We start from the raw sequence: 18,345 nt of genomic DNA on the forward strand, positions 1-18,345 counted from the left end.
CATCCCTCCAGAAGATGACCCCGGCGCCCTCCCCTTGGCCCCAATGTCTTGAAACTCTGGAAGAGTTGCTCAAAATCACAGAGGCCGCATCCGCGGCCTCTGTGGCTTCTGTTTCATCCGGAAACTTTGATGAATTTGAGGCCTGCTGTCAGAGGCTTCAGCAGGCGCTGGCCAAGGCACAGCCGTTTCTGGCCGCCAGCTTCCAGACCGAACCCGTGCCCGCCCACATCCTGGAAATGCACGGAAAACTGCAGACGGCGTTGGGCAACCTGTATGAGGGCACGATGCGCGTACAGGCCCATGCCACCCGGGCGCTGTCGGTCCTGTTCCCGCAAGACCAGTTGCGGGCGTACAGCAAGCTTGGCAGCGGCGGCTACGGCGCTCCAGGAAAACCCGGAAGCACCGTGCTCAAGGCCTGAGGCCGGTCAGTGTTCGCGCAAGCGGGCGCGCAAACGGGCGATCGACTGGCTGTGCAGCTGACAGATCCGCGACTCGGTCACCCCCAGAACAGCAGCAATCTCCTTGAGGTTCATGTCATGTTCGTAATACATGCTCATGACGTGCTGCTCACGTTCCGGCAACTTCTTGATCGCCTCCACCAAGGCCGCGCGCATGCGCTGGTCTCCCAGCAGCGACTCCGGGTTCGACTGGCTGTCGGCCGGTAGGTAGCGGTCCAGGAAGTTGTCCTCGTCATCGCCCTTGGCCGAAAGGTCTTCAAGATAGACCAGCTGGGTGCCCCGCACCCGGGCCAGCATCTCCTGGTAATCGGGCAAGGACATGTCCAGCTCCTCGGCGATCTCGGACTCCCGGGGGACGCGCTGCAGACGCTGCTCTAGCCGCTGCACGGCATGCTCGATGTCTTTCTGCATCTTGCGTGCGCCGCGGGACATCCAGTCGCCATCGCGGAGTTCGTCAAGCATGGCCCCGCGGATGCGCTGGCTCGCAAACGTCTCGAACTGCACACCCTGGGACGGCTCGTAACGGGCAAGGGCTTCCGTCAGGCCGATCATGCCGACCTGGATGAGATCGTCGACCTCCACGCTTGCCGGCAACTTGGCAATCATGTGGTGGGCAAGACGATGAACCAAAGGGCTGTACTTGCGCAACTGGGCATCACGGTCAAGCGTGCCTTTGGCGGTGTACATCTGAAGCTCCGATGGACTGATCGGCTTGTGACTGGCGGTACTCAAGGTTGTGGTCAACATGGTTTCGGGCGCGCTCGTCATCAATCATCAAAGCACTGTCCAGCACTCGCAAGAGACAAGCATCGTCTGCACGACGCAAAACCCCCGAACACTGTTCATCATACCCCAGCATCCACAGCGATGGAATCACTCCCAGGCGCTCGCGGCACGTGCTGGCAAAGGCTTCCGATATCCGCTCGCGGCGTGCCGCAGAGCCCTCTTCCGGCTGGACAAGGATCGGTTGCAGGCCTGCCGCCTGCACCAGAACCTTCACAGCGTTATACGCCCAGACGAGCGAATGCTTTTCGTCGCGCAAGGCCACCAGCGGTCTGGCCTGGCTGTCCGCCAGCAGCACCGCCAGCACCTCCAGCGGCGCATGCAGCAGAACGACGCTCCCTTGGGCAACGTCCCCCAGCCAGCGGCTCAGCACGGCTCGGTGGCCGAGCCTCACGTCCTGAGGACGCAGGCCGTGGAGGCCTTCCATCACAGTCACCGGCAATTCCTGACGGCTCAGGCCCTGCTCCAGCATCCACAGGAGTTCATGGCTGACGCCCAGCGTCGCGGCGGAGTCGCCTGCAACCACGGGAACGACTCTGGTAGGCGGCTGCAACTCCCAGGCTGCCAGGCCACGGGCCTGGTCGAAATGTGACTCAAACATGCCAGGCATCCAGTTGCACTGCGGACTGAACCGGATCGGTAAAGAAGAAGGCAAGCTCCGAGGAGCGCGGGTCGTATGCCGACTTGCCGCTGCTGGCCATGGACATGCGCACGAGCGCCTGCGCGTCAGGGCGCTGCCAGTCTTCAGGCACGCGCTGCCCCGTGCTCAAGCCACGCAACGTCACCTGGTGACGCAGCAGCGCATCGACCGCCGGTCCCAGCTTCGCCGCCTCGTCCACCTTGGACAACACAGCGCCGTACAGCTGGGTGCCCTTGTATGCCTGGAACACTTCGTCCAGGGTGTCACCGTGGCTGCCTGCATTCAGCACCAGAAGCTTCTTGATCTTCGGGGTGGCAAGCATCTCCATCATCTCCTGGATCCGCGGGTCTTTCTGCCCCAGGCCTGCCGTATCGATGATGACCATGCGCTTGTTGGCCAGCAGGTTGAGCAGGTCCTGCAGCGCGGCGCGGTCATGCGCCAGGTGCGCGACCACGCCCAGCATGCGGCCGTATGCGCGCAGCTGCTCGTAGCCCGCCACCCGGTAGGTATCCAGGGTGATCAGGCCCACGCTGTTCGCGCCATAAGCCTTGACACACTGGGCGGCCAGCTTGGCGGCAGTGGTGGTCTTGCCGACACCAGTGGAGCCGATGAGCGCAAACACGCCGCCTTCGTCACAGAGCGAGCTGGAGTCCTGGGCCGTCCTGAGGTTGCGTGCGAGCACCTCCTGCGTCCACCGGAAGGCGTCTGCGGCTCCATGCTCGGAGGGGAGGCGCTCCATCACGGCACGAGCCACGGTGGGGGAATAGCCCGCGCGGATCAGCTTGTGCATGAGGCTCGACTGGATCGGGTTCTGACGGGCGTTACCCATCCACGCCAGCGTGTTGAAGCGCTCCTCCATCATGGTGCGCAGGTTGTTGATCTCGTCGGCCAGACGCGGGTTGGCACCTGCCTCCTGTTCGGCCGGCTTGCGGGCGGCCTCGGGGGCAGCCTTGGCAGCCGCGGCAGGGCGGGAGGCAGGCTCACTGGCCTGGCCGAAGGGCAGCGTCACGTCGGCAGGGCGCGCCACCTGCGCCGCCACACGCTCGGCCTTGGCCGCACGCGCCTGGGCTGGCTGGGCATCGCCCTGCATGGCTTCGCGGCGCTTGCGCAGCATGCGCTCACGCACGTAATCCTGGAACGAAAGGGTGCTCATGGCCAGGGTCTCGGTGTCCTGTGCCACGCTGCTGGCAGGCGAAACCGGCGCAACCGCCAGCTGCCGGTCTGCCCGCTGCTGCAGACTCATGCTCTGACGAGTTGCCGCAGGCGCGGCCTGCGCCCGGGGCATGGCGCTCTGCGCGGTCAGCGCTTCCAGGTTTTCTTCGGCGGTGGCCACCACCTCGAACCCGTCCTGCGTTGCCCGGCTGGACAGGATCACCGCGGTGTCACCATAGGCCGCGCGGGCCAGGGACATGGCTTCACGGGATGTCGGTGCGATAAAGCGTTGGGCGTTCATGCGGGCTCTCCAAGGATCGGGCCGATCCGGATCAGATGGGTTTCAGGGATTTCACTGTGGGCCAGCACCTGCAGGCGGGGCGCAGCACGGCGCAGCAGGCGTGCCATCGCGGAGCGGATGCCGTCCGGCACCAGCAGGCAGGCGGGGACACCAGATTCTTCTTGCCGGTTGGCGACCTTGGCTGCCGACTGCGTGAGCATGTCGGCAACGCCGGGGTCCAGCGCGGCCATGCCGTTGCCACTGAGCGCCTGCGTCAGCAGACGCTCCAGGCCAGGTTCGATGGCGATGACTTCGAGCTCGTTGACAGGACCGTAGATCTGCTGAACGATGGCAGGCGCCAGGGCTTGCCGCACGCGGCGCGCCAGTTCCGCCGGGTCTTGCGTCTGCCCGGCGTGCTCTGCCAGTGACTCGATGATGGTGCGGATGTCGCGGATGTTCACAGACTCTTCCAGCAAGAGCTGCAGGACTTTCTGGAACACGCCAATGGACACCATCTTGGGTACGACTTCTTCGATCAGTTTCGGGGCAAGTTTCGCCACGTGCTCCACCAGTTCCTGGGTCTCGGTTCGGCTCAGCAACTTGGCGGCGTGGACTTGCATCAAGTGTGACAAATGTGTCGCCAGCACGGTCTCCGAATCAACCACGGTATAGCCCGCCATTTGAGCGTTTTCCTTCTGGCGGTCGTCGATCCAGTTGGCAGGCAGGCCGAAGGCCGGGTCGGTGGTTGCGGTGCCGATGAGCGGTGTCTTGATGTGCCCGGGGTTGATGGCCAGGAACTGTCCGGGGAACACCTCGCCCTCACCCACCACCACGCCACGCAAGGTGATGCGGTAGGCACTCGGGCGCAGTTCCAGGTTGTCGCGCACGTGCACGGGCGGGGGCAGGAAGCCCACTTCCTGCGCGAACTTCTTGCGCACCCCCTTGATGCGGGTCAGCAGGTCACCCTGGCGGCTCTTGTCCACCAACGGGATCAGGCGGTAACCCAGCTCCAGCCCCAACAGGTCAACCGGCTGCAGGTCGTTCCAGGAGGCTTCGGTGTCAGCGGGCGACTGGGCTGCCGCAGCGGCCTGCTGCGCTTCAAGCTCGGCCTGCTTGGGCTTGGCCTGCTCGCGCACCATCCAGTAGACAAACAGACCAATCACCGTTGCGAAGAACAGAAACACAAAGTGCGGCATGCCCGGCACGATGCCCAGCAGGAAGAGCACGCCAGCGGTCACGCCCAGCACCTTGGGCGAGGCGAACATCTGCTGCATGATCTGCTGGCCCAGGTCCTCGTCCTTGCCCACGCGCGAAACCACCATGGCGGCGGAAACAGAGATCAGCAGACCGGGGACCTGCGCCACCAGCGCATCGCCCACCGCCAGCGTGATGTAGCTGTTGGCGGCATCGGCAAGGCTGAGCCCGTGCTGGGCCATGCCGATGGCGAAGCCACCAATGATGTTGATCAGCAGGATGAGGATGCCAGCGACGGCGTCGCCTCGCACGAACTTGGAGGCACCGTCCATGTTGCCGAAGAAGTCTGCCTCTTCGCCCACTTCGGAGCGGCGCCGCTTGGCCTCTTTCTCGTCGATCAGTCCGGCGTTCAGGTCCGCGTCAATGGCCATCTGCTTGCCGGGCATGGCGTCCAGGGTGAACCGGGCGCCCACTTCGGCAATGCGCTCCGCGCCTTTGGTGATCACCACGAAGTTGATGACGACCAGGATCAGGAAGACGATCAGACCAACCGCAAAGTTGCCACCGATGAGGAAGGTGCCGAAGGCTTCGATCACGGCGCCAGCCGCGCCCGGCCCCGCATGCCCCTCCATCAGCACCACGCGCGTGGACGCCACGTTCAGCGCCAGGCGCAGCAGCGTGGTCAGCAGCAACACCACCGGGAACGCCACGAAGTCGAGCGCCCGCCGCATGTAGGAGGCGACCATCATCACGGTCAGCGCTATGGCGATGTTCAGCGTGAAGAAGGTGTCCAGCATCCACGGCGACAGCGGCAGCACCAGCATCGACAGGATGAGCATCACCAGAATCGGCGCGGCGAGCGCCGAAGCGTGCCCGCGTTTGCCAGACAACCACTGCTGCACGTCGTTCCACTGGAAGTTCATTCTTCTTTCTCCACGTTACGCAGGCACGGCTTCACGCCCATGGTGCGGGTCCAGCTCAACAGGCACGTCCGGCCGGGGCGGTTCGGCAGGCATCGGGCCCTCACCGCGCATGGCCGCACGCAGCTGGTACACATAGGCCAGCACCTGGGCGACGGCGGTGAACAGGGCCGCCGGAATCTGTTGGTCGATCTCGGTATGCGCGTACAGGGCGCGCGCCAGCATGGGCGACTGCAGCACGGGCACCTTGGCGTCGTTGGCCACGTCGCGGATGCGCAGTGCCAGCAGGTCGGAGCCTTTCGCGATCACCTGGGGGGCAGCCATCGTGGCCTCGTCGTACTTCAACGCCACCGCGTAGTGGGTCGGGTTCATCACCACCAGATCGGCCTTGGGAACGCGGGTGATGCTGCTGCGCTGTGCCATCTCACGCTGGCGCTGGCGGATCTTGCCCTTGATCTGGGGGTTACCATCGGTTTCCTTGTGCTCGTCCTTGACTTCCTTCAGGGACATGCGCAGGCGATGGCGGTGGAGATACTGCTGCAGCGGCACGTCGATCACGGCCACCAAGGCCACCACCGCGAGCAGGCCGCCCACGCCAACGGCAAACCACTGCCCGAGCTGGCTCATCGACGCACTCAGCGAACGCAGAAGCAGCGTGCCGAACTGGAACATGTGCGAACTGATGAACGTCCAGGCCACCACCGCGAGCAGGCAGGTGATGACCAGCAGTTTCAAGACCTCAAAGAACTGCTGGCGGGAGAACAGGCGCTGGAATCCGCTGAGGATGCCGATTTTCGACAGCTGGGGCATCAGCGGCTTGACGCTGTAGGCGTACGAGCCCGCGGCCACGGACACGAACACGGCCGCCATGGCCAGCGTCAGACCCAGGGGAAGAAAAAAGAGCAATGCCTGCTTGACGCCTTCGGCCAGGTATTCCGTCGTCGCCTCCGGGTGGCGGATGACGTTCAGGTCAAACGTGAAGCTGGCGCGCATACCCTGGCGCAGGGTCTCGTAACCCCAGGGGACCAGCATGTAAAGCATGAAGATCCCACCGCCAAGAACCACCAGGTTGAGAAGATCCTTGGAGCGCGGAACCTGGCCGTCCTCCTTGGCCTTCTGCAACCGCCTGGGGGTGGCGGGTAGGTTCTTGTCTTGGGTTGAGGAGTCCATGGGCGGTCAAACGAATCGTTGACCGCATTGTCCGGCGGGGTATCCGCCAGCTAAAGGGCAATAAGCCGGGGCAAACCCGGCTTATTCCACATCAGAAGCCAAGACTGGCCAGAAGGTCGTCCACCTGCGACTGGTCGGTCACGACGTCCGTGCGCCCTTCGGGATTGACGACAGGCCCGCTGAGCTCTTCACGAGACACCGCCTTGGCAGGCGCTTCCGCAGGTTCGGCCTGCTGCAAGGCATGGGGCGCTGCCTGCAGCAGCAGCTGCAGCAACTGGCCCTCGATGGTCGCGGCCAGGGCCACCACCTTCTTGATGACCTGACCAGTGAGGTCATGGAAGTCCTGGGCCATCATGATCTCGGTCAGGTGCTGGTCTGTGCGCTCGGCACTGACCTGGATCTTCTCCGACCACTCGGTGAGCTCGGGCATGGCCCACTTCAAGCCTGGCACGCGGCGCAACGTGTCCAGCAGCTGCTTGCTGTGATCGATCACCCGCTCCTGCTCGGCCTTGGCCTCGTCCACGCGGTTGAGGACCTTTTCGGCCGCTTCGCCTGTCAGGCGGGCGATGTACTCCAGGCGGCTGCGCGCATCGGGCAACTCCTCGACGGTGCCTTTGAGAACGGGCGTGTAACCCAGTTCGTTCAATGCGTCATGCAACTGCCGGGTGATCTGGCCCAGCTTGTGGTACATGTCGGACGACGCTTGGTCTTCCGGCTTGGCGCGGTCGTCAGTCATGGGCTGGTCTCCTACCAACCCATCTTCTTGAAGATGTTGGCCAGCTTTTCTTCCAACGTTGCCTTGGTGAAGGGCTTGACGATGTACCCCGCAGCGCCACCTTGCGCTGCAGCAATGATGTCTTCCTTGCGTGCTTCGGCAGTGACCATCAGCACCGGGATGTGCTTGAGCTTTTCGTCCGCCTTGATCTGCGTGAGCAGCTCAAAGCCGTTCATGTTCGGCATGTTGATGTCGCTGACCACGAAATCGAACTTGCCGTTGCGCAGCTTGTGCAAGGCCACCACGCCATCCTCCGCCTCGTCCGCATCGGCATGGCCGATTTCCTTGAGGAGGTTGCGCACGATGCGGCGCATGGTGGAAAAGTCATCAACAATCAAAAATCGCAAATCGGCCATGGAATGCTCCGGCTGGAGAGGGCTCTTAGTGTAAGTGTAAGGCGAAGTGGCTCACCGGGATGGCGAGGGCGGGGCAAGAGGCGGCATTGACCCCTGATCCACCCCGCCAGCGGCGTTGGGGAGAGACGGCGGCAACGATGACTCGGTCTGTGTGTCCAGTTCGAACGAGCGGTTCATCCGCTCCTCCGCCTCTTTCGACATCACGAGGATGCTGATGCGCCGGTTCATGGCTTCGAACGGCTTGTCGGGTTCGAGCGGGCTGCTCGCAGCCAGGCCGACCACCCGTGCCAGCTTGGTGTCCGGCAGCCCGCCGAGCACCAGCTCCCGCCGGGATGCGTTGGCGCGGTCGGCCGACAGCTCCCAGTTGCTGTAGCCCCGGTCGCCACTGCCATAGGGTGTGGCGTCGGTGTGACCAGACAGGGCAATGCGGTTCTCCACGTCACGCAAGGCCGATCCGATCTCGCGCAGTATGTCGCGCATGTAGGGTTTGACCACTGCGCTGCCGACGTCGAACATCGGGCGGTTCTGCTCGTCGATGATCTGGATGTTCAAGCCGTCCTGCACCTTTTCCAGCCGAATCTGGCTCTTGAATTCGGCCAGGCGGGGGGTGGTGCTGATGACGGCCTCGATCCTTTCCTTCAATATCTGCAGCCGCCGCATGTCTTGCCGGAAGGCCTCCGCCCTCGCGACTGCCGCGCCCAGCTCCCGGTTCTTCACTTCCGCATCCCCGCGAGCGGCCTCACCAATCTCCTGGGTCAGGTCGTCGCCGCCGCCAGGCAGGATGGAGTTGCTCGCGCCGCTGCCGTCACCGCCAAACAACGCCACCTTCAGCGGCGCGCTGAAATAGTCGGCAATCCCCTTGCGGTCGCCCTCGGTCGTCGAGCCCAGCAACCACATCAGCAGGAAAAAGGCCATCATCGCCGTCACGAAGTCGGCGTAGGCGATCTTCCAGGCACCGCCATGAGCACCATGCCCGCCTTTCTTGACGCGCTTGATGATGATGGGCTGCAGCTGCTTGCCAGAGGTGGCCATGGGCTTGTTCCTGCCTTACTTCTTGCCCTTGACGTGGCCTTCGAGTTCCATGAAAGACGGGCGCTCGGTCGAGTACAGCACCTTGCGGCCGAACTCGATCGCCGTCATGGGCGCGTAGCCCTGCATGCTCGCCAGCAAGGTGGTCTTGATGCACTGGAGCTCCTTCGTGGCCTCTTCCACCTTCTGTTCCAGCAGACCGGCCAGCGGTTCGGCGAACGCGTAGGACAGGAAGATGCCCAGGAACGTACCGACCAGGGCCGAGCCGATCATGCCGCCCAGGATGGCTGGTGGCTGGCCGACGGACCCCATGGTGTTCACCACCCCCAGCACCGCAGCCACGATACCGAAGGCAGGCAAGGCACCTGCCATGCGCTGCAGGGCAGCGACGGCGGCGTGCTCTTCCTGATGGTGGGTCTCGATCTCGCTGTCCATCAGGGACTCGATTTCATGGGCATTGAGGTTGCCCGAGACCATCATCCGCAGGTAATCGGTGACAAACTCGACCACATGGTGGTCGGTGCCGACGACCGGGTACTTCTGGAACAGAGGGGAGCTTTCGGGGTTTTCGACGTCGCTCTCGATCGCCATCAGGCCTTCCTTGCGTGCCTTCTGCAGTATCTCGAACAGCATGGCGAGCAGTTCCATGTAGCGGTCCTTGGTGTACTTCGACCCCTTGAAGCACAGTCCAACGCCCCGGGCGACCGCCTTGACGACCTTCATCTGGTTGTTGGCCAGGAAAGCCCCCATCGCCGCCCCGAAGATGGTGACCATCTCGAAGGGCAATGCCTTGAGAATGACGCCAATATTGCCACCGTGGACGATGAACACGCCAAACACACAACCCAGTGCGATCAACCACCCGATGATGACAAACATCTGCGTTTACCCAAGACAGTATGAATTCATTATCTATCGACACAAAGCCGACGAAACAATAGGGTGAGCAACGAACTCACCCCAAAACGGCACGGTTTCCAGCACAGTTTTCATTTTCGTCCGCCCAGTTCACCCCAGAATTCCGCGATCCGCCGAACGAATTTGCGCGCCGCCCAGATCCGCGTGCCCCACCGGATCAGCGACATGGGTCGCCGCCAGACCAGCAACAGGATGCCAGCCAGGGGAACGGCCGGATGATCCTTGGCCCAGCGCAGGCCGCCGCGCACGGCATCGGCCCACCCCAGCACAGGCGCAAAAGCCTGGCTGTGCTCGACCAGGCGCTCGCGCAACGCCCCCGACTCGCGCACCAGTTCAATGCGGCGATGCCACAGGGCGAGACGGCGCGGGCTCATGGCCTGGACCGCTCTTCATCGAGGCGCAGTTCACGCAGGCTGGCGTCGAACCACTTCTGCTCCCGGCGCCAAAGCCGCCATGCCAGCAACAAGGCGACCACGCCCAGGGTAAGGAACAAGACGGCAAACACGGTGAGCGCCAAGGTCCGGTGACCATCCCACAGCAACACCGTCAGAAGGATGGAAAGGAAGCCCAGCCCAAGACCCAGCAGGATGACGGCCGACAGACCAAGCAACAACAACTCGACCACACCCAAGGCGTGGTCCCTGGCCTCGACACTCAGCAGCTCAAGACGCACGCGCAGCAGGCGTGCGCCATCGTGGAGCCAACCACGCAGGCCAGCCGCCAAACTCTCCGTGGAGGTGGAGGAGGACGCGGCTGCGCGGTCGGTTTCCGCCATGGCCCGATGGAGCAGCCGCTCAGCGGCGCCCGATGAGCAGGCCGATGATCAGACCCGCGCCAGCGGCGATGCCGATGGACTTCCAGGGGTGCTCGTGAACGTAGTGATCGGTCGCGGTGGCCACCTCGCGGGTCTTGGCCCGGATGGCATCCTCTGCGTCGGCCAGCTTGTGGCGGGCGGCACGCAGGTTTTCTTGCATGCGCTCACGCAACTCGGCCACCTTCTCACCGGTCTGGTGAGCGGTGGCGGCAAGCAGTTCCTCGGCATCGGCCACCACGACCTTCAGGTCGGCAACCAGCTTGTCCTTGGGTTCGAGCGTGTTGTCAGGCATGAATATCTCCCGTGAGAATGGCAACGAACCCACTATACATCAGGCTGGCTGAGGGTTGCGCAGGCGGATGTGCAATTCACGCAACTGCTTCTCGTCGACCGCGCTCGGCGCCTGGGTGAGCAGACACTGGGCACGCTGCGTCTTGGGGAAGGCGATCACGTCGCGAATGGACTCAGCCTTGGTCATCAGCGTGATGAGACGGTCCAGGCCGAAGGCCAGGCCACCGTGCGGCGGCGCACCATACTGCAGCGCATCAAGCAGGAAGCCGAACTTGGCCTGAGCCTCTTCCGGCCCGATCTTCAGCGCGGAGAACACCTTGCTCTGCACGTCGGCACGGTGGATACGCACCGAGCCACCACCCAGCTCCCAGCCGTTGAGCACCATGTCGTAGGCCTTGGCCAAACACTTGCCGGGGTCGCTGTCCATGTAGTCCTCGTGCCCGTCCTTGGGCGCGGTGAACGGGTGGTGCACGGCGTTCCAGCGGCCTTCGTCCTCGTCGTACTCGAACATGGGGAAATCCACCACCCACAGCGGTGCCCAGCGGTCCTCGAAAATACCGCTCTTGCGGGCAAAGTCGCTGTGACCGATCTTGATGCGCAGGGCGCCGATGGCGTCGTTGACGACCTTGGCCTTGTCGGCACCGAAGAACAGGATGTCGCCGTTCTGAGCGCCAGAGCGCTGCAGGATGGCGGCAATGGCCGCATCGTGCAGGTTCTTGACGATGGGGCTTTGCAGGCCATCGCGGCCGGCGGCCACGTCGTTGACCTTGATCCAGGCCAGGCCCTTGGCACCGTAAATCTTGACGAATTCGGTGTAGGCGTCGATCTCGGAGCGGCTCATCTCGGCCCCGCCCGGCACACGCAGGGCCACCACACGGCCGTTTTTCATCTGTGCGGGCGCGCTGAATACCTTGAAGTCCACGTCGGCCATCACGTCGGTCAGCTCGGTGAATTCGAGCTTGACGCGCAGGTCGGGCTTGTCGGAGCCGTACTTGTACATGGCCTCGGCAAAAGGCATCACCGGGAACTCGCCCAGGTCCACGCCCAGCGTGTGCTGGAACACATGCTTGATCATGCCCTGGAACATGGCGCGGATGTCCTCCTCGGTCAGGAAGGAGGTCTCGATGTCGATCTGCGTGAACTCGGGCTGGCGGTCGGCGCGCAGGTCCTCGTCACGGAAGCACTTAGTGATCTGGTAGTAGCGGTCGTAGCCAGCCACCATCAGCAGCTGCTTGAACAGCTGGGGCGACTGCGGCAGCGCGAAGAAGTGGCCATCGTGCACACGGCTGGGCACGAGGTAGTCGCGCGCGCCTTCGGGGGTGCTCTTGGTGAGCATCGGCGTCTCGATGTCGATGAAGCCGTTGGCGTCGAGGAACTTGCGAACCTCCATGGCCACGCGGTAGCGCAGCATCAGGTTGTGCTGCATGTAGGGGCGGCGCAGATCCAGCACACGGTGCGTCAGGCGGGTGGTCTCGCTCAGGTGCTCGTCGTCCAGCTGGAACGGGGGGGTCACCGAGGGGTTGAGCACGTTGATCTCGTGGCAGAGCACTTCGATCTTGCCGCTCTTCATGTTCTCGTTGGTGGTGCCCTCGGGGCGGGCGCGCACCACGCCCTTGACCTGCACGCAGAACTCGTTGCGCAGGCCTTCGGCGGTCTTGAACATCTCGGGGCGGTCCGGGTCGCACACCACCTGGACGTAGCCTTCGCGGTCACGCAGGTCGACGAAGATCACCCCGCCGTGGTCGCGGCGGCGGTTGACCCAGCCGCACAGGGTCACTTGCTGGCCCAGCAGGGCCTCGGTCACCAGACCGCAGTATTCGCTTCGCATTGCCATAGGTGTGTTGCTTTCAGAGAGGTGTCAGGCCTGGCTCGTGACCGGGCCAGCAGGGGAAGTGGGGAGCGCCTTGGGTCCACCGGGAACGATGACCCCCATGGAGATGACGTAGGTGAGCGCTTCGTCGACGCTCATGGTCAGTTCGACGCAGTCGCGTTTGTGCACCATCACGAAGTACCCGCCTGTGGGGTTGGGCGTGGTAGGCACGTAGACGCTGAGGTAGTCCTTGGGGTTGAGGTGGCTGGCCACGTCACCGGCAGGCGCGCCAGTGAGGAAGGCGATGGTCCACATGCCCTCGTGCGGCCACTGCACCAGCAGGGCCTTGCGAAAGGCGTTGCCCTTTTCGGACAGCACCGTATCGGACACCTGCTTCACGCCGGAATAGATGGACCGCACCACCGGGATGCGGTGCAGCAGCGCATGCCACCAGTTGATGAGGCGGTTGCCGACGATGTTCGATGCCAGTGCGCCGATGCTCAGGACGATGGCCAGCGCCAGGATGACACCCAGGCCGGGAATGCGCATGCCGAAATAGCGCTCGGGCTGCCAGGACTCGGGCAGGATGTTGAGAGTCTGGTCCAGCGTGGACACGACCCACTCGAGCACCCACAGGGTGACGATGAAGGGCACGAGGACCAGCAGGCCCGCGAGCAACCATTTGCGCAAGGCAGCCACGTTCAGCGGGCCCGGCTCAGTGACAGGCACAGGAAGCGCCACAGCCACCGCTGGCGGCCGGCGTGCTGCCGGAGTCGCTGCTGGAAGCGGCTGGGGCGCTGTCGGACGCGGCAGCGGAGGTGGCCGGGGCGCTCGTGGTACCGGCAGACGCGCTGCCGCCACCGTTGCGGAAGTCGGTGACGTACCAGCCGGAGCCCTTGAGCTGGAAGCCTGCCGCCGTCAGCTGCTTCTTGAAGGCTGCGGCGCCACAGGCCGGGCAATCGGTCAGGGGAGCGTCGGAAATCTTCTGCAAAACGTCCTTGGCGTGGCCGCAGGACTCGCATTTGTAGGCGTAAATGGGCATGGCGGAAACCTAAGGAAGTCAAAAATCAGGGAACCGGCCATTATAAATCGCGGCACCGGCTCCCGTTTTCAAGGGCTACCACAGCGCCACACGCACCACCAGCTGCATGGCCAGCAACCCCAGGACGAACCCCACGCCCGTGTAGATGATGCCCTGCAACAAGCGGTTGGTGCGGCGCTGTTCGTGCAGCAGCTGCTGCATTTCCCGCTTCAGCTCCGTCGGGCGTTGCGTGAGGAAGTCGTGCAGCAAGCGCGGCAGCTCGGGCACCAGCTTGGCGTAGTGCGGCGCCTCGGCCTTGAGCTGCTCCCAGAACTTCTTGGGACCAACCTGCTCGACCATCCACTTTTCCAGGAAAGGCTTGGCCGTGCTCCAGAGGTCCAGCTCCGGGTCCAGCTCGCGCCCCAGGCCCTCGATGTTCAGCAGCGTCTTCTGCAGCAGCACCAGCTGGGGCTGGATTTCCACATGGAAGCGGCGCGATGTCTGGAACAGGCGCATGAGCACCATGCCCAGCGAGATTTCCTTGAGCGGGCGGTCGAAGTAGGGTTCGCACACGGCACGGATGGCCGCTTCCAGCTCGTCGATGCGGGTGTCTGGCGGGACCCAGCCGGACTCGACGTGAAGTTCAGCCACGCGCTTGTAGTCACGCCGGAAAAAGGCCGTGAAGTTCTGTGCCAGGTATTCCTTGTCGAACTGGGTGAGCGTGCCGACGATGCCGAAATCCAGGGAGATGTAGCGCCCAAAACTGCCCGGCGCGACGCTGACCTGGATGTTGCCAGGGTGCATGTCGGCGTGAAAAAAGCCGTCGCGGAACACCTGGGTGAAGAAGATGGTCACGCCGTCGCGCGCCAGCTTGGGGATGTCCACCCCGGCGGCACGCAGGCGCTCGACCTGGCTGATGGGGATGCCATGCATGCGCTCCATGACCAGCACGTCGGAGCGGCACCATTCCCAGTGCATCTCGGGAATGAGCACAAGGCTGAGGTCGTGCATGTTGCGGCGCAGCTGGGCCGCGTTGGACGCCTCACGCACCAGGTCAAGCTCATCGTGGAGGTATTTGTCGAATTCGGCAACCACTTCGCGGGGTTTGAGGCGCTTGCCGTCGGCAGACATCCGCTCTACCCAGCCCGCCATCATGCGCATGAGGGCCAGGTCTTTTTCGATGACGGGCAGCATGTTGGGCCGCAGAACCTTCACGGCCACCTCGCGGCCATCGTGCAACACGGCGAAATGCACCTGTGCAATGGACGCGCTGGCCACCGGCACGCGGTCGAACTGACTGAACACGGCGTCCAGCTTCTTTCCGAAAGCCCGTTCGATGGTGGCCACGGCCACGTCGGAGGAAAATGGCGGCACACGGTCCTGCAGGCGGGCCAGTTCGTCGGCAATGTCCGGCGGAAGCAGGTCCCGCCGGGTGGAAAGCACCTGCCCGAACTTGACGAAGATGGGGCCAAGCTGCTCCAGCGCCTCGCGCAGGCGCTGGCCGCGCGGCGTGCTGAGGTTGCGGCCGACGGTGATGACGCAGCGCAACAGGCGCAGCGCAGGATTGCGGAAACCCGAGAGCACAAGTTCGTCCAGGCCATAACGCAGCACCACCCAGACGATGAAAGCCCCCCTGAAGAAGCGCGTCATGAGTCGGTCCTGGCGGTGCCGCCATCCGGCATCGGGCGCATGGCCGCCATGCGGTCACGCACCTCGCCAGCCCGGTTTGCCGCCTGCGCCGCAAAGCCCTTGAGCCCAAAGCCCAGCCGGCGCAATGCACCAACCAGCCCGTGGGCAGCGGCGTCCCCGATCAGGCGGGACAGGTCTTCCTCTATGTCCCAGCGGACGTTGTCGACCAGCCAAGCCACTTCGGCGGCCAGCTGAACGTCGCCCTGGATGTCGACGTCCGGCTTGTCCCCGGCCAACACCTTCTGCGCCAGGGAAAACGGCGTGTCTTCCGTGACGCCCAGCGTCAGGTCGGGCGTGCTGGTGTCGGGTGCCAGTGCAAGGAGACCGGCCGGGCTGGCCTGCAAGGGCAGACTGATCCGCCCCCAGCTGACCTGCACCGTCTTGCCCTGCTGGCGCTTGAGCCTGGCCATCGCTTGCGGCTCCTGCATCAGAACGTGGTTGAGCAACAGAATGACCCGGTTGCGCAATTCGGACTGGAGCCAGGCGGGGGGCTGGGGCACCGCGCGCAAGATCGACTCCAGCGCTTCAGGTGACGGAAACAAAAAAGGGGGCTTGTTCATAGCCCCCCGATTTTGACGGATAAACCGCATGGCGTTCAGCCCAGGGCCTGCACCCCCGCAACCAGCCAGCCGCCCTGTCCGGTCTTGGGCCGGGTGATGCTCCACACCTCACGGAACGGATTGGGCCCTGCCGAGGGCTCCTCGCGGATCAGGCCAGAGAACTCGACGCTGGCCATGTACTCACCGGGAAGCTCCTCGATGCTCAGCAGCTGTGCCTCGAGCATGACCACGTCCGTCTTGTTGGCAGCCCGGCCAGTGTGCTTCTCGCGCTCGGCCAGCTGCGCCTGGATCTGGGCGATCATGTCGTCGGTCATCATGGCGCGCAGGGCAGGAACGTCGGCACGGTCCCAGGCATCCTGCAGCTTGACGAAGTTGTCCTTGGACGCGAGCAGGAAACCGCCCACGTCGAAGTCCTCGGGTGCAGGCTGTCCAGCCACCGTGGACGCAGTGCTGACCGGCAGGGCATCCGGGCCGAAAGTGCTGACGCTTTGCTCCCAAGGCCGGGCCGACGCGTCGTTGCCGACGTTCTTGGGACTGTAGTCACGGGGCAAGGGAGACACCGGCAGGTCGCTTCCCAAGGCGCTGCGGCGCACATCCTGTCCGCCTGCCCGGCTGCGCGAACGCCCGAACCAGACCAGCGCGCCGACCACCAGCAACGCAGCCAGAACCCAAACCACTATCGACCAATCAGTCATGTCCCCTCTCTCCACTGGCTCGCCGCGTCGACGGACTCAGCACTTTATTCCGACATGCAGCGCGGTGACTCCCGCCGTGAGGTTGTGCACGTCCACATGTCCAAAACCGGCATCCTTCATCATGCCGCGCAAGGTCTCCTGGTCAGGGTGCATCCTGATGGACTCTGCCAGGTAACGGTAACTGTCCTCGTCCTTGGCAATCCACTTTCCCAGCTTGGGCAGGATGTTGAAGCTGTACCAGTCGTAAGCCTTCTCCAACGGCGGCGCTACTTTCGAGAACTCCAGCACCAACAGCTTGCCACCGTGCCGGAGCACACGGTTCATTTCCTTGAGGGCCACGTCCTTGTGCGTCATGTTGCGCAGGCCGAAGGCCACGGTGACGATGTCGAAACTGCCATCGGCAAAGGGCAGCTTTTCGGCGTCGCACACCATGGTGGGCAGCACCAGGCCCTTGTCGAGCAGGCGGTTGCGCCCTTCGCGCAGCATGGACTCGTTGATGTCGGTGTGCACCACCATGCCGGTGGGGGCCACCCGCGGCGCGAAGGCCAGGCCCAGATCCCCAGTGCCACCCGCGATGTCGAGCACCCGGTCACCCGGACGAGGGTTGACCAAGTTGATGGTATAGGCCTTCCACCAGCGGTGAAGGCCAGCCGACATCAGGTCATTCATCACGTCGTAATTGGACGCGACGGAGTCGAACACCTGCCGGACGTGACGCGCCTTGTCGCGCTCGTCGACGGTCTGGAATCCGAAATGTGTCTGGCTCATGGCAGAAATGTTAGGTGAAGGACAGGTGCTGTTCACAATGCCGCACGAAATCAGTGCGCATTGCAGGGTGATGCACCACCCTGGCCAGCCAGCGGTTCACGCCGGGCCCGGCAACCCTGGGCAGGCACAACCCTTTGATTCTGATAGATATTTCAGTGATGGTGCCCGCATGCCGAGGCAGCCTTTTCGGGCATGGGGGCGTCGCGGTCCACACCGGCGGCCTGCAGGCGTGCGTTGTAATCGGCCCACAGTTCGTCCTGCTTGGCGCCCAGGAAGTACAGGTAGTCCCAGCTGAAGATGCCGGAGTCGTGCCCGTCGGAGAACGTGGGTTGCACGGCGTAGTTCCCCACCGGCTCCAGCGCCACGATCTCGACGTTGCGCTTGCCGGTCTGCAGCGTTTCCTGCCCAGGGCCGTGGCCCTGCACTTCGGCGGACGGCGAATACACACGCATCAGCTCGAAGGGGATGCGGAACATCGCGCCGTCGGAGAAGCCCACTTCAAGCACGCGCGACTGCGCATGCACGGTGATGGATTCGGGGGTGGGGGTGGTGTTTTGCAGACCGGCCATGGTGTTCACCTTCAGTTCAGGGTCAGGGCCGCGATGGCGGCATCGCAGGCAGACAGGCGTTGACGGACACCGTCCCAGCGCGCCTCGTCGTTCGGGCGAACGGGGGCCGCCCAGATGGGTGCAGGGAAGCGGCTGTCCCATTCGAAACGGGCCACCACGTGCCAGTGCAGGTGCGGCACCATGTTGCCAAGCGCCGCCAAGTTGATCTTGCGGGGCTGCACGGCATCGCGCACGGCGCGCTCCACCGCGCTGACGGCACGCATGCACAGCAGCTGGTCACCGTCAGAGAGGTCGGACCATTCGGCGACATGGCCGTTCCAGACGACGCGGTAGAAGGCCGGGAAATCGGCCGCCTCGGCGCCCTGGACGCGGATGACGCGGAATTTCTCGTGGCGCAACACCACCAAGCCGCCGTCGCCTTCGCACAGCGGGCAAGCGGACACGGGCGCCACC

At 64.0% G+C, this 18,345-nt stretch carries 21 protein-coding genes and 1 pseudogene; 1 reads left to right on the plus strand and 21 read right to left on the minus strand.

The features are described 5' to 3' along the window. The first annotated feature begins 14 nt into the window (after nucleotides 1-14). On the plus strand, nucleotides 15-419 hold the full coding sequence (locus ACYVHH_RS02530; RefSeq protein ID WP_460563448.1) for a hypothetical protein: 405 nt from the start codon (nucleotides 15-17) through the stop codon (nucleotides 417-419). Nucleotides 420-425: 6 nt separating this feature from the next. Here the strand turns inward: ACYVHH_RS02530 and ACYVHH_RS02535 are convergent, their stop codons facing one another. The 21 genes and pseudogenes from ACYVHH_RS02535 to ACYVHH_RS02635 all read right to left on the minus strand — a co-directional run bounded on the left by ACYVHH_RS02535 (nucleotide 426) and on the right by ACYVHH_RS02635 (nucleotide 18,344). Then, on the minus strand, nucleotides 426-1,145 hold the full coding sequence (locus ACYVHH_RS02535; protein ID WP_460563449.1) for an RNA polymerase sigma factor FliA: 720 nt from the start codon (nucleotides 1,143-1,145) through the stop codon (nucleotides 426-428). Continuing rightward, nucleotides 1,120-1,842, minus strand: coding sequence for a hypothetical protein (locus ACYVHH_RS02540; protein WP_460563450.1), 723 nt, complete (start codon nucleotides 1,840-1,842; stop codon nucleotides 1,120-1,122). The genes ACYVHH_RS02535 and ACYVHH_RS02540 overlap by 26 nt, the downstream gene beginning before the upstream one ends. Beyond that, entirely contained in the window at nucleotides 1,835-3,334 is a 1,500-nt protein-coding gene (gene flhF / locus ACYVHH_RS02545; RefSeq protein ID WP_460563451.1) for a flagellar biosynthesis protein FlhF, read from the minus strand. The genes ACYVHH_RS02540 and flhF overlap by 8 nt, the downstream gene beginning before the upstream one ends. Next, nucleotides 3,331-5,346: a flagellar biosynthesis protein FlhA gene (gene flhA, locus ACYVHH_RS02550; RefSeq protein WP_460563612.1), complete on the minus strand. Its 2,016-nt coding sequence runs from the start codon at nucleotides 5,344-5,346 to the stop codon at nucleotides 3,331-3,333. Before flhA ends, flhF begins: the two co-directional genes overlap by 4 nt. A gap of 99 nt (nucleotides 5,347-5,445) precedes the next feature. After that, nucleotides 5,446-6,597 (minus strand): flagellar biosynthesis protein FlhB, encoded by a 1,152-nt coding sequence (gene flhB, locus ACYVHH_RS02555; RefSeq protein ID WP_460563452.1) that lies wholly within the window; start codon nucleotides 6,595-6,597, stop codon nucleotides 5,446-5,448. A 91-nt stretch (nucleotides 6,598-6,688) separates the two neighbouring features. Next, on the minus strand, nucleotides 6,689-7,333 hold the full coding sequence (locus ACYVHH_RS02560; RefSeq protein ID WP_460563453.1) for a protein phosphatase CheZ: 645 nt from the start codon (nucleotides 7,331-7,333) through the stop codon (nucleotides 6,689-6,691). An 11-nt stretch (nucleotides 7,334-7,344) separates the two neighbouring features. Next, nucleotides 7,345-7,728, minus strand: coding sequence for a chemotaxis response regulator CheY (gene cheY, locus ACYVHH_RS02565; RefSeq protein ID WP_460563454.1), 384 nt, complete (start codon nucleotides 7,726-7,728; stop codon nucleotides 7,345-7,347). A gap of 51 nt (nucleotides 7,729-7,779) precedes the next feature. Then, nucleotides 7,780-8,760 (minus strand): flagellar motor protein MotB, encoded by a 981-nt coding sequence (motB, locus tag ACYVHH_RS02570; protein ID WP_460563455.1) that lies wholly within the window; start codon nucleotides 8,758-8,760, stop codon nucleotides 7,780-7,782. 15 nt (nucleotides 8,761-8,775) lie between these two features. Next, nucleotides 8,776-9,636: a flagellar motor stator protein MotA gene (gene motA, locus ACYVHH_RS02575; RefSeq protein ID WP_460563456.1), complete on the minus strand. Its 861-nt coding sequence runs from the start codon at nucleotides 9,634-9,636 to the stop codon at nucleotides 8,776-8,778. Between the two features lie 110 nt (nucleotides 9,637-9,746). Then, nucleotides 9,747-10,049, minus strand: a complete 303-nt coding sequence (locus ACYVHH_RS02580) for a YqjK family protein (protein WP_460563457.1) — start codon at nucleotides 10,047-10,049, stop codon at nucleotides 9,747-9,749. After that, complete coding sequence (locus ACYVHH_RS02585) at nucleotides 10,046-10,450, minus strand: phage holin family protein (RefSeq protein ID WP_460563458.1); 405 nt, start codon at nucleotides 10,448-10,450, stop codon at nucleotides 10,046-10,048. The genes ACYVHH_RS02580 and ACYVHH_RS02585 overlap by 4 nt, the downstream gene beginning before the upstream one ends. A 19-nt stretch (nucleotides 10,451-10,469) precedes the next feature. Beyond that, nucleotides 10,470-10,781 (minus strand): ElaB/YgaM/YqjD family protein, encoded by a 312-nt coding sequence (locus ACYVHH_RS02590; protein ID WP_460563459.1) that lies wholly within the window; start codon nucleotides 10,779-10,781, stop codon nucleotides 10,470-10,472. A 39-nt stretch (nucleotides 10,782-10,820) separates the two neighbouring features. After that, nucleotides 10,821-12,614 carry an aspartate--tRNA ligase gene (gene aspS, locus ACYVHH_RS02595; RefSeq protein ID WP_460563460.1) on the minus strand — a complete coding sequence of 598 codons (1,794 nt, stop codon included), beginning with the start codon at nucleotides 12,612-12,614 and terminating at the stop codon, nucleotides 10,821-10,823. 24 nt (nucleotides 12,615-12,638) lie between these two features. After that, on the minus strand, nucleotides 12,639-13,289 hold the full coding sequence (locus ACYVHH_RS02600; protein WP_460563613.1) for a DUF502 domain-containing protein: 651 nt from the start codon (nucleotides 13,287-13,289) through the stop codon (nucleotides 12,639-12,641). Nucleotides 13,290-13,305: 16 nt separating this feature from the next. Continuing rightward, entirely contained in the window at nucleotides 13,306-13,632 is a 327-nt protein-coding gene (locus ACYVHH_RS02605; RefSeq protein ID WP_460563461.1) for an FmdB family zinc ribbon protein, read from the minus strand. Between the two features lie 75 nt (nucleotides 13,633-13,707). After that, nucleotides 13,708-15,261: a ubiquinone biosynthesis regulatory protein kinase UbiB gene (ubiB, locus tag ACYVHH_RS02610; protein ID WP_460563462.1), complete on the minus strand. Its 1,554-nt coding sequence runs from the start codon at nucleotides 15,259-15,261 to the stop codon at nucleotides 13,708-13,710. Then, nucleotides 15,258-15,860 (minus strand): ubiquinone biosynthesis accessory factor UbiJ, encoded by a 603-nt coding sequence (locus ACYVHH_RS02615; RefSeq protein ID WP_460563463.1) that lies wholly within the window; start codon nucleotides 15,858-15,860, stop codon nucleotides 15,258-15,260. The genes ubiB and ACYVHH_RS02615 overlap by 4 nt, the downstream gene beginning before the upstream one ends. Nucleotides 15,861-15,895: 35 nt before the next feature. Further along, nucleotides 15,896-16,408: pseudogene (locus tag ACYVHH_RS02620) on the minus strand (Tim44 domain-containing protein); the annotation flags it as partial. A gap of 183 nt (nucleotides 16,409-16,591) precedes the next feature. Beyond that, on the minus strand, nucleotides 16,592-17,323 hold the full coding sequence (ubiE, locus tag ACYVHH_RS02625; RefSeq protein WP_460563464.1) for a bifunctional demethylmenaquinone methyltransferase/2-methoxy-6-polyprenyl-1,4-benzoquinol methylase UbiE: 732 nt from the start codon (nucleotides 17,321-17,323) through the stop codon (nucleotides 16,592-16,594). 152 nt (nucleotides 17,324-17,475) lie between these two features. Beyond that, nucleotides 17,476-17,892 carry a gamma-butyrobetaine hydroxylase family protein gene (locus tag ACYVHH_RS02630; RefSeq protein WP_460563465.1) on the minus strand — a complete coding sequence of 139 codons (417 nt, stop codon included), beginning with the start codon at nucleotides 17,890-17,892 and terminating at the stop codon, nucleotides 17,476-17,478. Between the two features lie 11 nt (nucleotides 17,893-17,903). Next, nucleotides 17,904-18,344: an HIT family protein gene (locus tag ACYVHH_RS02635; RefSeq protein ID WP_460563466.1), complete on the minus strand. Its 441-nt coding sequence runs from the start codon at nucleotides 18,342-18,344 to the stop codon at nucleotides 17,904-17,906. Nucleotide 18,345: the final 1 nt, after the last annotated feature.

It is taken from the genome of Hydrogenophaga aquatica (genome assembly GCF_054780915.1).

Excerpts from the sequence above, each read along its gene's own strand:
- ACYVHH_RS02530 (WP_460563448.1), top strand. The coding sequence starts at position 15 with ATGACCCCGGCGCCCTCCCCTTGGCCCCAATGTCTTGAAACTCTGGAA.
- ACYVHH_RS02535 (WP_460563449.1), bottom strand. The coding sequence starts at position 1,145 with ATGTACACCGCCAAAGGCACGCTTGACCGTGATGCCCAGTTGCGCAAG.
- ACYVHH_RS02540 (WP_460563450.1), bottom strand. The coding sequence starts at position 1,842 with ATGTTTGAGTCACATTTCGACCAGGCCCGTGGCCTGGCAGCCTGGGAG.
- flhF (WP_460563451.1), bottom strand. The coding sequence starts at position 3,334 with ATGAACGCCCAACGCTTTATCGCACCGACATCCCGTGAAGCCATGTCC.
- flhA (WP_460563612.1), bottom strand. The coding sequence starts at position 5,346 with ATGCTCATCCTGTCGATGCTGGTGCTGCCGCTGTCGCCGTGGATGCTG.
- flhB (WP_460563452.1), bottom strand. The coding sequence starts at position 6,597 with ATGGACTCCTCAACCCAAGACAAGAACCTACCCGCCACCCCCAGGCGG.
- ACYVHH_RS02560 (WP_460563453.1), bottom strand. The coding sequence starts at position 7,333 with ATGACTGACGACCGCGCCAAGCCGGAAGACCAAGCGTCGTCCGACATG.
- cheY (WP_460563454.1), bottom strand. The coding sequence starts at position 7,728 with ATGGCCGATTTGCGATTTTTGATTGTTGATGACTTTTCCACCATGCGC.
- motB (WP_460563455.1), bottom strand. The coding sequence starts at position 8,760 with ATGGCCACCTCTGGCAAGCAGCTGCAGCCCATCATCATCAAGCGCGTC.
- motA (WP_460563456.1), bottom strand. The coding sequence starts at position 9,636 with ATGTTTGTCATCATCGGGTGGTTGATCGCACTGGGTTGTGTGTTTGGC.
- ACYVHH_RS02580 (WP_460563457.1), bottom strand. The coding sequence starts at position 10,049 with ATGAGCCCGCGCCGTCTCGCCCTGTGGCATCGCCGCATTGAACTGGTG.
- ACYVHH_RS02585 (WP_460563458.1), bottom strand. The coding sequence starts at position 10,450 with ATGGCGGAAACCGACCGCGCAGCCGCGTCCTCCTCCACCTCCACGGAG.
- ACYVHH_RS02590 (WP_460563459.1), bottom strand. The coding sequence starts at position 10,781 with ATGCCTGACAACACGCTCGAACCCAAGGACAAGCTGGTTGCCGACCTG.
- aspS (WP_460563460.1), bottom strand. The coding sequence starts at position 12,614 with ATGGCAATGCGAAGCGAATACTGCGGTCTGGTGACCGAGGCCCTGCTG.
- ACYVHH_RS02605 (WP_460563461.1), bottom strand. The coding sequence starts at position 13,632 with ATGCCCATTTACGCCTACAAATGCGAGTCCTGCGGCCACGCCAAGGAC.
- ubiB (WP_460563462.1), bottom strand. The coding sequence starts at position 15,261 with ATGACGCGCTTCTTCAGGGGGGCTTTCATCGTCTGGGTGGTGCTGCGT.
- ACYVHH_RS02615 (WP_460563463.1), bottom strand. The coding sequence starts at position 15,860 with ATGAACAAGCCCCCTTTTTTGTTTCCGTCACCTGAAGCGCTGGAGTCG.
- ubiE (WP_460563464.1), bottom strand. The coding sequence starts at position 17,323 with ATGAGCCAGACACATTTCGGATTCCAGACCGTCGACGAGCGCGACAAG.
- ACYVHH_RS02630 (WP_460563465.1), bottom strand. The coding sequence starts at position 17,892 with ATGGCCGGTCTGCAAAACACCACCCCCACCCCCGAATCCATCACCGTG.